This is a genomic window from Lunatimonas lonarensis (assembly GCF_000390185.1).
GTDB lineage: Bacteria > Bacteroidota > Bacteroidia > Cytophagales > Cyclobacteriaceae > Lunatimonas > Lunatimonas lonarensis.
In genome coordinates, this window is the sequence record NZ_AQHR01000085.1 from 1 (window position 1) to 12,542 (window position 12,542).

The 12,542-nt window shown below is 48.1% G+C and carries 8 protein-coding genes; all 8 read right to left on the reverse strand.

The features are described from left to right. Positions 1 to 93 precede the first annotated feature (93 nt). The 8 genes from ADIS_RS12785 to ADIS_RS12820 all read right to left on the reverse strand — a co-directional run bounded on the left by ADIS_RS12785 (position 94) and on the right by ADIS_RS12820 (position 12,528). Complete coding sequence (locus ADIS_RS12785) at positions 94 to 747, reverse strand: RNA polymerase sigma factor (RefSeq protein ID WP_051113312.1); 654 nt, start codon at positions 745 to 747, stop codon at positions 94 to 96. 191 nt (positions 748 to 938) lie between these two features. Then, positions 939 to 2,429, reverse strand: coding sequence for a mandelate racemase/muconate lactonizing enzyme family protein (locus tag ADIS_RS12790; RefSeq protein ID WP_035805909.1), 1,491 nt, complete (start codon positions 2,427 to 2,429; stop codon positions 939 to 941). A 99-nt stretch (positions 2,430 to 2,528) separates the two neighbouring features. Further along, the gene (locus ADIS_RS12795) at positions 2,529 to 3,461 is read right to left on the reverse strand and encodes an RraA family protein (RefSeq protein WP_035806049.1); all 933 of its coding nucleotides are present in this window, start codon (positions 3,459 to 3,461) and stop codon (positions 2,529 to 2,531) included. Between the two features lie 157 nt (positions 3,462 to 3,618). Further along, positions 3,619 to 4,896 carry a mandelate racemase/muconate lactonizing enzyme family protein gene (locus ADIS_RS12800; RefSeq protein ID WP_010854959.1) on the reverse strand — a complete coding sequence of 426 codons (1,278 nt, stop codon included), beginning with the start codon at positions 4,894 to 4,896 and terminating at the stop codon, positions 3,619 to 3,621. Between the two features lie 52 nt (positions 4,897 to 4,948). Next, positions 4,949 to 5,899: an RraA family protein gene (locus ADIS_RS12805; RefSeq protein ID WP_010854960.1), complete on the reverse strand. Its 951-nt coding sequence runs from the start codon at positions 5,897 to 5,899 to the stop codon at positions 4,949 to 4,951. Between the two features lie 96 nt (positions 5,900 to 5,995). Next, entirely contained in the window at positions 5,996 to 7,549 is a 1,554-nt protein-coding gene (locus tag ADIS_RS12810; RefSeq protein ID WP_035806051.1) for a SusD/RagB family nutrient-binding outer membrane lipoprotein, read from the reverse strand. Positions 7,550 to 7,599: 50 nt separating this feature from the next. After that, the gene (locus ADIS_RS12815) at positions 7,600 to 11,124 is read right to left on the reverse strand and encodes a SusC/RagA family TonB-linked outer membrane protein (RefSeq protein WP_035805912.1); all 3,525 of its coding nucleotides are present in this window, start codon (positions 11,122 to 11,124) and stop codon (positions 7,600 to 7,602) included. A gap of 393 nt (positions 11,125 to 11,517) precedes the next feature. Continuing rightward, positions 11,518 to 12,528, reverse strand: a complete 1,011-nt coding sequence (locus ADIS_RS12820) for a FecR family protein (protein ID WP_010854963.1) — start codon at positions 12,526 to 12,528, stop codon at positions 11,518 to 11,520. Positions 12,529 to 12,542 lie beyond the last annotated feature (14 nt).

Here is a 12,542-nt window from a genome sequence, read left to right on the forward strand (position 1 = left end):
TTTCACCACCTAGTTAGTTAACATGCACGGCACACCAAAAAAGCCCCGGTTAAACGGCGGGGCAGAACAGGAAAGAAAACATCTTTTTTGGAATCAATCCATGCGGTTGGAAATCGCAAAAAAGGCCAGAATAGAAAGGGAAATGACCTTGCGTATTTTAGCCAGTGATTTGTAAATAAGTCGACGGGCAGAAGAAATATGGGAAAATTCAAAAATTTCAGCGATTTGATCATATCCCAATCCCTGATAATAGAAATAATAGATCGCTTCCCTTTCCTTATTATCTAAAGATAAAAGTGCGTTATTTAAGTTCTGTATGAGCTCGTCATCGAGCTGCTGCTGTATAAATTTGCTTTCTGTGGACAACTCAACTGAAAACTGCTCCATTAAAAACCGTTTTCTGTGTTCTGCCTCCCGTTGCGCCTTTTTGACAAAGCCAAGAACTCTTCGCCGAAACGATTTAAGCAAATAAAATTTGATAGAGTCCGTACTGCCCAAACGCCGCCGGTTGGCTCTAAGATCGATGAAAAAATCCTGCAGCAGGTCTTTCACTACATCCCTATCTTGGCAAAACTGACAACCAAAATGAAAGAGATGGTTAACGTAGCCCTGATAGATCACTACAAAAGCGCCTTCATCACCCGATCGGAATTTGTCCCATAGGTCTTTGTCTCGTAGTGGAAGTGTAAGAGGTACTTCTCTAATTTCAGAGAAAGCGGGCTGCTGATAATTTTTGACGGGTTTCATGGCTGTCAGAAAGAAAACTATCTGTCAATCAGCCTATATTAGGTAAAAAAGAATGAAATTAAAAACCTATTCCAATAATAATTTTGTAGGTCGGAGAACCAATCCTGCACGCATCCTTATCCAGCAATAAAAACGCCTGACTTTCCAAACATCCGAAAGCCAGGCGTTGTGTTGCTTTTTCAATAACCCAATTAACTCCAGGTTCGATCCCAGGATTTCCTGTGATCCCACTCTGGCGTGGGCTCGAAATAACCCGGCGATCCAGGAAACAAGTGTTCTTTCATTACGTCATCATTGAGTTCTACGCCAAGGCCGGGCGAATCCAGGGGTACGTTGGCAAAACCCTTTGTCACCATAGGCAGGGAACCTGTCATTTTCACCAAATCCTCCCACCAGGGTGTATCCACTGAGTGATGCTCTAAGGAAAGAAAGTTTTGGGTCGCGGCCGCACAGTGCACGTTTGCCATGAAACAAACCGGAGAACCTGCCATATGCATAGCCATCGCGATGCCCGCCTCCTCGGCATAGTCCCCGATTTTCTTGGTTTCCAATAATCCGCCCGAAGTTCCCAGGTCGGGGTGTATGATATCTACCGCCTTTGCATCAATCAATGGCTTAAAGCCGTTTTTGAGCATATATATATCCTCTCCGGTACAGGTTGGTGTTTCAATCGCATCGGAGAGTGTCCTCCATTGATCGGTATAAAACCAAGGAACCATATCCTCCAGCCATGCAAGCCTGTACTTTTCCATGGCACGGGCAAACCGTATCGAATTGTTTACGTCAAAATGCCCAAAATGATCGGCACAGAGAGGAATTTCATATCCTACCGCATTTCGTATGGACTCGACATATTGTGCGAGGCCCTCGAGCCCCTTGTCGGTGATCTGTACCTGCGTAAAGGGGTGGAGGGTACTGCCATAACTCATGTAATCCCTCGTGTCGTACTGGCCTTTTGCACCGTTCCAAAACTTCGAGTTGACCAAGGCGTCCGGTTGGTCGGCAACCACATGAATCCCCAGGTCCATTTTCAGCCAAGTAAAGCCCTGGTCTACGGTCCGCTCTTTCATCACTTTGGCAAACTCCGTGGGGTCATCTATCCCAGGTGTATCGGCATAGAGTCTAACTTTATCCCGGTAGCGGCCACCCAGAAGCTGCCACGCCGGTACGCCATACGCCTTTCCACATAAATCCCAAAGTGCCATTTCCACCGCGCATACACCGCCCCCCAATCTTCCATGTCCTCCAAACGGATTGATAATCTTCCACAACATTTCAACATTGCAGGGGTTGAGGCCTAAAATCCTGCTTTTCAACATAAGCGCGTACCGTTCATCGGCACCATCACGTACCTCTCCCAAGCCATAGATCCCTTGGTTGGTATCGATCCGGATAATGGGGGTTCTACCCACATTTCGAAGAACCGCAACCCGCATGTCGGTGATTTTCAAATCAGATGGATTGGAGTACCTGTTTACCTTGGAGGTGGTGTGGGCCATCGTGTCTTCGATAGAGGCACCCATCAGACCACCCAGACTCAGCCCTCCCAGAACAGTCTTTTTTAAAAAATCCCTGCGTTTGGTGGAGGTTTCCGGATGATCGATTTCCTGCTGCCTTAGCTGGGAAGCCATTTCGTCTTCCCTTCTGCATTTTTCAATTACATTTTTTAAAAGGTCTTTCATGGGTTTATTATTGGTGTGAAAAAAAGGCCCCGGTAAATTGGATGTATATCCATCGCCCGTGACCTCCAAATTGCTTTCCTTTATGGAATCGGCAGAACCCTACCAGGTCCTGTCTTTCATAAACTCTTCGAGCTCCGCGCGGCTCATCGGAAGATCCTGCTTTTTGCTCAGCCAATCGAGAAAATCCGTTTTGATCGAATCGCTCCAGCTGCTGTCAATCTGCCCGGGAGTATATTTTTGTTCACGGAGACGCTGAAGGGCAAATTGATCCCGGAGGACAATAAACTCGGCATTGATAACCAAATCTGCCAGTAGATGCGCAGGAATGAAAACCACTCCCCATTTGTTGGCCAAAACAGCATCTCCGGGAAGAACATGTGCTCTACCAATCTTAACCGGATAATTGATGGTGGAAAGCATCATCTCCTGGATGTAGGAGGGGTCATGCCCTTTTACCCAACCATTGAAACCTTCGATTTCCAACAATCCGGCCATATCTCTCACAGCTCCATTAAACACAACGCCCCGCTTGGATTTGGTGTAGATTGAGGTACCCAAGTTATCTCCTATAAGCGTGCCATCAACTATTTTACCAAAACCGTCCGCGACGTATATATCGCCTTCCACCAACGTATCAATAGGCCAGGAATTTGTCCCTCCGGACTGGGCCCTACCCTCCTTCTTTCCGATTTCCCTTACCAAGTCATTTGCGTCGGGTCGTAAAGGCATGTACTGCGCGGTGACAGCCCTTCCTGTCATCACCTGGTCGTCCCGCAAAATGATCCAGTCATTTTCGAATTGATTGTTGTAGCCTCTATTTCTAAGAATACCCCACGCCTCCTCCATCGAAACGTTACTCAGCCTTTCGAGAAGTTCATCCGGAACCTTGGGCCGTCCATCCGGAAATCGCTCGCCGGTCCATTGGGAGGTCAGTGCAATGATCTGTTCGGGGGTCGGAGAAATCTGCTGCGAGAACCCAGCCCCTGTACACACAACTAACAGCGCAAAACACATTAATGAGAATTTCTTCATCTTTTCGTTTTTTAGGATTAAATCATTGATCAATTTGGGATAAAGATAAAGATTTTGTAAAACATAGCGGTAGAAATACAGCAATGGATTTTAGAATACATAACCCGGCTAATGACCGAAATAATCGATTTGGATGATTACCAGTGTTTTGACGCATCTATTCAAAAAAAGGCACGTCGGGCACTGCATACTTGCGCATTCCCTCCTCGTTTATCTCTACTCCGATGCCCGGTTTTTCGGAAACTGTTATAAAACTGTTTTCGGTTCTCGGGCCGTCATAGGTCACAATATCCTGCCACATCTGATCGGTGTCCATGTAAATCTGCCACTCCATGATCTGAAAATTTGGTACCGAAGCGCACACATGACAGGCAGCCATTGCCCCTAAAAAGGAAGCTACCATGTGGGGTGAAAAGGGCACATAATATAGATTCGCCAAATTGGCAATTCGCTGTCCCTCACCCAATCCGCCCGCCTTTTGGATATCGGGCATAATGATGTCTACGGCGCCATCGCTGAGCAGCTTAGTGAATCCATAGGCCAGATAAATGTTCTCCCCCGTACAGATCGGCGTACTTGTCTGCTGGGTAATATGCTTGTATACTTCCGGATTATCGGCAGGAATGGGCTCTTCCAGCCACATCAGGTTAAGGTTCTCGTACATCTTGGCCATTTTTAGCCCGGTCACCGCATCGTATCTGCCATGCATGTCCACACACACATCGATGTGCGGGCCTACTTCTTCACGGACTGCCGCTATCGCATTATACATCCTATCAATCTCCGCCGGGCTGGCAGTCCAGTTAAACCGATCGTACTTGTTGGGATCCCGGCCATCATCAACGTCAAATTTCACCGCATTGTACCCTCTGTTTACGGCACCTCGGGCCGCCTCTGCGTAGTCAGATGGCTTTGGATTGGTGGCCGTATACAAGGCTGTATCACAGTATACGCGTATGCGATCCCTGAATTTACCACCGAGCAATTGATAAACAGGTACCTGATAGACCTTTCCAGTAATATCCCAAAGTGCCGTTTCGATAGCGGTAAGGACGGCTACAAACACGCCTGATTGCCCACCCGCAAAGAACGCCCCTTTTCGGAGCTGCTCCGCCAATCGGTTTGGATTCAAGGGATTTTGTCCTTTGATCATGTTCCCCAGCCGCTTTACCAGGTGATAGGTGCCGTGAATGGCATCAACCGCCTCACCACAGCCCCATACATCTTGGTTGGTATATACTTTAACATAGAGGGCTCCGCGTACATACCCACATTTGACATCCGTTATTTTTAAATCGGATGGATTGGAATGGGTCGGCATACGGTCCACCGCGGCTGCCAGCCCGGTACCGTAATTGGAAATAAACGCAGCACTTGCCAGTCCCGCAAGACCAGACTTGCCAATAAAAGATCTTCTGCTTAGATTTTTCGACATCCTTAGTAGATTTTGGGTTTTTGGAATAGGAATCAGTCTATGTGTAAAGAAGTTACCAAGTTCGGTTTTTGAGGATTTCCTGAATTTGTTCACGGGGGACAGGCAGCTCATCGATGTGGTCATTTAACCAGCCTGAAAAGTCGCGCTCGATTTCTTCCGCCCAGCGAGTATCGATCTGCCCCGCTGTATAGACGCCCTCCCGAATTCGCTGATGCCCAAACATATCACGAAGGCGAACGATCTCGGAGGTTACAACAACCCGCTCGGCCAAATGGGGCGGAATAAAGGAAACCCCTCCGTCCCTACCCAGAACCACATCTCCCGCCATCACCGTAACCTGACGAATCCTAGTCGGTTTATTGATTCCGATCAACATGGTATTTAAATTTCCCTGCTGATTGTGATGGGATGGGTGATAACTGGTAAAATACGAAGTGAATCCCTCCATCTCCCTCAGTCCGGCTATGTCCCGAAGTGCCCCATCGTACACAATGCCATTGCCGGATTTGGCATAAATCGCGTTGCCCACATTATCCCCTATGGTAGGGCCATCTACATGTAGGCCAAACTGATCTGCTACATATACATCGCCGGGAACAAGGAGGTCAACCGGCCAGGTGTTTTGTCCTCGCTTTCCCTGGGCCTTTCCCCGCTTATCAATGGCGTCGTGTATATCCGGACGGCCGGGCATAAACGTAGCGGTCACCGCTCTGCCCACCAGTACAGAGTCCGGATTGATGACCTGCCACCCTTCGGCGTATTGGTATTTGTAGCCCGCATTTCGCATCACAGCCCATGCCTCCTCATGGGTCACCAACTTCATTCGTTTGAGTAAATTGTCGTCCACTTTCGGCCTGCCGTCGTCAAACCGCTCCCCCTCCCACTCTGGGGTCAGGAAAAGCATTTCTTCTTTGGTGATTTGCTGACAGCGCGCATTGTGGGCCAGGGCAATCAAAAGAATGGAATACAATACAATGAAAGAGCCTAATCGAAATAATATCATAATGTAGAGGTTTATAGGTTTACATGCCAGGGTTTCAAAAAGCGAGTTATCCGCGGGCGCACAGACAACTCGCTTTGATAAATCCTCAATAGAACTTTAGGGAGTGTCCCACCATACTCGTGTATCAAGGTTATCCGGCCCCTGCCGGGCAACGGCTGCCTGAATGTTGGCGTTATTGACCGAAAACTCTGCATCCGGATAGGAAAGTCTTCGAATGAAATCCCCGCTGATATCCCTTCCCGGATACGGATTAGGCGTAAGTGCGGGATAGCCGGTTCTTCGGAAGTTGGCAAACCCCTCGTAGCCATTTAAAAATGAGGCAACCCAATATTGTTCCCCAATCTGCTGCAGTGCGCTGCCTGGATCCAAGGGGTTGGCATTTACAAAAGCATCGATCGCTGATTGCGGAATGGCGGTGGACGCTCCGTAAACTGCCATCTGCTGCATGTGTGCCCGTATTCCTTGGGCGTAAAATTCACTTGGACTACCTGCTATCCAACCCCGTTGGGCGGCTTCCGCCAACAACAGCGAAGTCTGGGAATACGTAACATGGAAAATCGGCGCATCCCTGGCAGTCATTCGGGTTCTGTCCACCTGCGAAAACTCGTAAAAACTACGTAGTCCCCTGGCTTGTACAACCCCGCCAATGGTCTGATTATCAAAGCCCATAGGAAAGCCCATCTGGTCTGCGGGATTGCGGGATAAGGTTACACCTGGTGCCGGATTTCCGGCAAGGGCGTTGTTTTGATCCGGACCACTTCCCGCACCTATGAACCGTACAGCGATTGAACCCAGCCGGGGGTCGTTCTTGCTACTCAAAAACTGCTGGAAAGGCTCTGCCAAATAGAAGTTGTTGGCCTCAGTGGCATTAAGCGTATTACCAAGTTCATTTGAATAATTAAAGTCGTGTCGGATCAGCATGTTATCTGCATTTGATGCCATGACGCCTCCTGCTACGGCCCTCTCTACCCACTCGCGCGCGCGGGTAGGATTAACTTTGGAGTGCCTCATGGCCGCCCTGAGCATTAATGAATAGCCCAGTCTACGCCACTTGGCAATGTCCCCCCCATAAAAAATGTCTCCGGTTTCTATCCTTCCCGACGGATTTAGTGAGGCGGTAGCCTGCTGGAGTTCGTTGAAAATATCCAAATAAATATCTTCTTGACGATCGTATGCAGGATCGATCTTGCCCTCTAGGTACCCGAGACCCGCTTCGAAATAGGGCACATCCCCAAATGTGTCCGTGAGGATCATCGCGGACATGGCGTGGAGGATCCTTGCCATCTGATACAGGTTATTTCTGTTGGGATCATCGCGGGTAAACCGCTTTACATCTACCGTATGCTTGAGTACGTCCCGATAGTATTTGTTCCATGTACCTATGGAGAAAGCGCGGTTCAACTGATTAAAATTGCCTCCGGCAAGTACCCCTCCGTTTGGGGAAACGATTTGTTGAACGATCGCTGACTCATAGTTCAGGGTAGTACTCGATATGGTTGAAAACAAAGCAGCTCTATTCATAAGATAAATCGGATCCAACGAGGTCGGCTGCACCGGGTTTATGTTCATTTCATCAAAGCCATTGTCGCACCCACTGACAAGCAGCAATGCGAAAAGGCCGGTAAAAACAGATTTAAGGATCTTTTTCATAGTTCCAGTATTTTTCTGGTTGAAGTTTTCGGCTAGCACATTCATCGCATTTAGAATTTAAAGTTTAAGTTAAATCCAATGCTACGGGTAACGGGCAATCCGTGGGCTTCCAGTCCGATTAGATTGTCAGAGGTAAATCCAAACTCTTCAGGATGGATATTGGGCACCCATTTCTTTAGCACCAAAACATTGTTTCCTACCAGGTTTGCCCGTAGGCTTTTTATGAAGAAGTTTGACGGCAGTATTGGGGTAAGGTTGTAGCCTATGGTAACCTGGCGCAAATTCCAGAAACCCGCATTGTAGATGAACTCTTCGATCATGTTTGCTGACCGAACGGTCTCATAGAAGGTTTGAACCTCGGTTCTGACGTCATTTGGCACATAAGATGGGTTTTCGGCAGTTCCCACATTTTTGACCCCCTGACCGATAACATACCCCTCTTCCCTTCCTACGAGAGTACCTTTGTGCAATCCGTGCCGCCAGGCATTGAAGTTGGTACCTGAAAGCATCTTATGGCCAAGCTTAAAGTCAATCAATGTGGAAAGAGACAGGTTTTTGTAGTGAAATGTGTTCATAAAACCGCCGACCCATATTGGAATGGCCGACCCGAAGGGAATCTGCAAAGTGGTACGTAGAGGTCTACCGTTGTTTGCATCATAGACGATATTACCCTGCGGATCCCTACGATAGCCAAATCCATAAATCTGGCCCATGGGCTTGCCGACTACCTGTCGGAGTTCTCCTCCATAAATTGCCGTACCCACGGTAATGACCGAGTCGCCTTCTGTCAGCCCGAGTTTAAGGGTTTTGGTCACGTTCCAGGAAGCGTTAATGCTAGTTTCCCACATGAAATTACTGGTTTGAACAGGGATTGCGGTTAGCAGCATTTCGACACCACGATTACTGCTTTCCCCGACGTTGATCAATTGCCTCAGGTAGCCGGATGCATCGGATACCTGTGCACCAAGGATCTGGTCACGGGTTACCTTATTGTAATAGGTCACATCCATTCCAAAGCGATTATCAAAGAACTTCATTTCGATCCCCGTTTCCCACTCGGAAACACGCATGGGACGGAGATTTGCGTTGGGAACTGTAGACGTGTTTATCACTCCTACCGGCTGCAGTTGCCCGGCGGGATTGGGGAATTGATTGTTTTCTACCCGGTAAAAAAGGTTGTCGGCGTAGGGACTTACATCCGTATCACTACCCACCTCAGCATATCCGGCCCGGATTTTTCCGAAGGAAATCCATTCCGGAAAATTTTCCCAAGGCTGAGAAAACACAAAGCTGCCGGTCACTGCAGGATAAAGTATACTCCTGTTTTGGGGGGCCAATGTAGAAAACCAGTCATTTCGAACCGTTCCGTTCAAAAACAGGTAATCGCGGTAGGATACCTCCGCCATTCCGTAAAGGGAATTCACCTGGCGTTCGGAAATCTCGTAAATAGGATCCTTTAGCCTTCCGTTCATTACGGTGTAGAGATCGCGAACGACAAAGTCATTGACCACCACATTGTTTCGGTCCATCCTACGGTACATTTGGTTTCCTCCCAGGGTAAGCGAGGTACCAAAATCACCAAACTTGTTGTTGGCACCTAGCAAAAAATCAGCATTCACTTCCCTAAATCGGCGGTTGTCCTGCACAAAATCGCCATTGACAAACCCTACCGGAGCATTTGGAAGGGAAGCGGTTCCAGTAGGAAAATTATACTCCTGATCACGGGCGTAGAAGTCCTGCCCTACCCTACCTTGGACAAACAGCCAATCGGCAATATTATACCGGGCGGTCAGGTTACCAAATAGCCGATCCCTACGCACATTGTCGAATTTTTCAAAGGTAGACCAATAGGGGTTGGTTCTGTTTCGAAAGCGTGAAAACACAAATTCATTCCCATTTGCGTCTGCCATCTTTTCCCGCATCAAGGATAGGGGCATGGAATTGGCCAACGTGTTCAATACGGTGGGCGTACTCATATCCTGCTCGGCAATCTGGGGAGGGTTTTTGATATTTTCCAGCGAATAATTCATATTTCCGGACACTATCAGCTTTTTGGCTATCTCTTGGGTAAAGCCCAGGTTAATGGTTTTGCGGTCGTATCCGGAGTTGGGCACGATGCTTTGGTTCTCAAGATTCGATATGGAAAGGCTAAACCCACCGAATTCGCCACCCGAGGAAACTGTAACGGTATTGGTAAAGGTGTGTCCTGTTCGGTAAAACGTACTGATGTGACTGGGCTGCGGTACATAGGGCACCTGCACCCCATCAAACAGGACTTGGGTCATGCCTGGCTGAAAACGTTCTCCAAAGCTCCATACACCTGATACAGGATTGGGAGAGGTAGGTCGAATTCCATTTTCCCCCTGCCCATACTCATATTGCCAGTCTGTAAAATCCATGGGACTATCAGAGGTATAGTTGGAGTTGATTTCCACACCAATACCCTGTCCTTTGTTTCTTTGCTTGGTTGTAATCATTATGACACCGTCTTTCGCACGGGCACCGTATAGAGCCGAAGCTGCGGCTCCACGTAGTACGGTCATATTCTCAATATCATCGGGATTGATACTGGTCAAGCCGTCTCCACCATCGGATACCCGGGTTCTACCCCGATCTGTATTGGAGGCGTCCGACCCTTGGTTACCGGGATTGGCACCGTAGTTGGTATTATCTACCGGTATGCCATTGATGACAATCAGCGGTTGGTTCTGCCCACCAAAGGAGGACTGTCCCCTAATCCGGATTTTACTCGTACCGGCAGGGCCGGAACCTAGGCTACTAATGTTAACTCCGGCTACCTTGCCCTGCAGGGCATTCATGAAGTTTGGCGTACGGTTGATGGTCATCTCCTCTGCCGAAACTGAGGAGGTTGCATACCCAAGACTTTTAGCCTCTCTTTCGATGCCAAGCGCCGTCACGACTACCTCTTCCAGTGCTGCTATGTCCTCAACCAACACAATGTCTACCACGGTACGGGTACCGATCTGAACCCGCTGGGTAGCATATCCGATATAGGAAACGACCAGCGTTGCGTTATCCGGTACGGAAAGACTGTATTTTCCGTCAATGTCCGTAATGGTACCGAGGGTAGTTCCGGCTACTGAAATAGCAACTCCAGGTATCGGATCTCCACTCTGTGTGGTGACTGTCCCCCGGATATCAACGTCATAGGCATCCACTTCAATCTCGAGCATGTGCCCGTTTTCATTGGATTCCAGTGTTTTTACACTGATCGTGTTGTTTACCTGCTTAAAATGTAGTTTCCGTTGAAAGGCAATATCCGTCAGTATTTCAGCCACCGTTCCTCGGCTTTTGTTCAAGCGAACGACCGACTCATCAATCATATTTTTGTCAGTGTAGAGAAACCGGTATTCGGTTTTGGCTTCAATAGCCTTTAGGATCGTAAGAAGTTGCCCCTCTTTGATATCCAACCGAACGGTTACTTCTTCGATGCTTTTGACACTTGCCTTGGCGGACAAGGCGATGGAGGGGGAGGCTACAGTTAGCGTAATTCCCACCGACAGTAAAAGAAGACGAATCGCCTTCCACATGAATTGGTATAAATAGTGTTTCATTTTCGGGTACTATTAATTGGTTTCGCACTCGCTTATTTTTGAAATTTTCTTACAGAGCTATCACCTTCTTGGGTTAGTCTGTTCCCTTGGAAAGACCTCGTGTCTTCCTTCATCTGATTTTGGTTGCTTTTTTCTCCTTAGATGGCCTTCCCCGATTCATCGGCAGAAAATCGGATGGTTGATGGTCACCCCCGCGTTTGACGACTACGCCATGCCTGTGTACCCTTGGCAGCTTCGATTTCATGGTCGATCCAGTCATCGATGTATACCCATTGCCTAACCTCATAAGGACAACTTAGCCATAGGAGATCAGCTACCTGCAGGTAGAGGTGCCATACTAACTAAGCCTATTATTCTCTGTGGTTCTCGTGTGTCATACTTGATTTCATGGGTTTATGGTTTGATAACTAACTGAACATTCTTTCCATGTATGGAATAGGTAAATCCTATACTATGCCCCAATGCCTTTAGGACATTGCTCAAATACTCATTTTTGCGGAAGGTTCCGGAGCAAAGGTGGTCTGGCCAGACGGCAGGACCGTGGATTTGGACACCATACCAACGCTCTAAAAGCAGAACCATTTCAGAAAACGGAAGTCGATCAAATTGAAGCACCCCGTCCTTCCAGGAAGAAGCAACGACCGGATCCGTTTTTATTTTTTGCAGGTTAGTTAGGGCAGCCCCAACCTTGGTCGCCTCACCTGGCGCAAGGATCTGGTCTTGGTTTAAAACCTGGTCCTCCACAATCACTTTGCCTGTGGCCAAAGTCACCTGCATACCCTGGCCATCCGCATACGCCGTCACGTTAAACGAAGTCCCCAATGCAGTAGTCTGAAGCCGCCCCGTGATCACTTGAAAGGGCCTAAGGGAATCTTTGGCAACCTCGAAAAAAGCCTCTCCAACTAAGCGCACCACCCTTCCATTTTCGAAACCTCGTTCATACGACAGGTAGCTGTCTGCATTCAGAAATACCCACGAACTATCGGGCAACAAAATTTTGGTGCGTTTGCCTTTTGGATTGTACTTGACGATTATTTCAGGCTCCGCCATGGGCTCGGGCGAATGGGAGGATTGGACAAAAGATCGGGTACCGCCCACCAAAAATACCCCACACAGAAACAGACTAGCGACTAATCCTGAACAACAGAACCGAACGATTTTTTTTCTTCCAAAAGAAAACCTGTCATGCCTTTTTTTCTTGATGAGAATGCCTGACAACAACCTCTCTCCATCCCAATCAATTGGCACCGGTGAATTCTCCATTTCCTTGAATGCAGCATCCACCCCGTCGAAAAAGACCCGTTTCCCACTAGCGGATTTGAGTCGATCGATAAACGTTATTGCCTCCCCCTCGGATAGCCCCCCTTTCAGAAATGTTCTCCATGTTTGTAATAAACCGGCCATAACTAATCCATTTA

Bases quoted from the DNA above. Each gene is read 5' to 3' on its own strand.
- ADIS_RS12785 (WP_051113312.1), bottom strand. From the start codon at position 747: ATGAAACCCGTCAAAAATTATCAGCAGCCCGCTTTCTCTGAAATTAGA.
- ADIS_RS12820 (WP_010854963.1), bottom strand. From the start codon at position 12,528: ATGGCCGGTTTATTACAAACATGGAGAACATTTCTGAAAGGGGGGCTA.
- ADIS_RS12795 (WP_035806049.1), bottom strand. From the start codon at position 3,461: ATGAAGAAATTCTCATTAATGTGTTTTGCGCTGTTAGTTGTGTGTACA.
- ADIS_RS12800 (WP_010854959.1), bottom strand. From the start codon at position 4,896: ATGTCGAAAAATCTAAGCAGAAGATCTTTTATTGGCAAGTCTGGTCTT.
- ADIS_RS12805 (WP_010854960.1), bottom strand. From the start codon at position 5,899: ATGATATTATTTCGATTAGGCTCTTTCATTGTATTGTATTCCATTCTT.
- ADIS_RS12815 (WP_035805912.1), bottom strand. From the start codon at position 11,124: ATGAAACACTATTTATACCAATTCATGTGGAAGGCGATTCGTCTTCTT.
- ADIS_RS12790 (WP_035805909.1), bottom strand. From the start codon at position 2,429: ATGAAAGACCTTTTAAAAAATGTAATTGAAAAATGCAGAAGGGAAGAC.
- ADIS_RS12810 (WP_035806051.1), bottom strand. From the start codon at position 7,549: ATGAAAAAGATCCTTAAATCTGTTTTTACCGGCCTTTTCGCATTGCTG.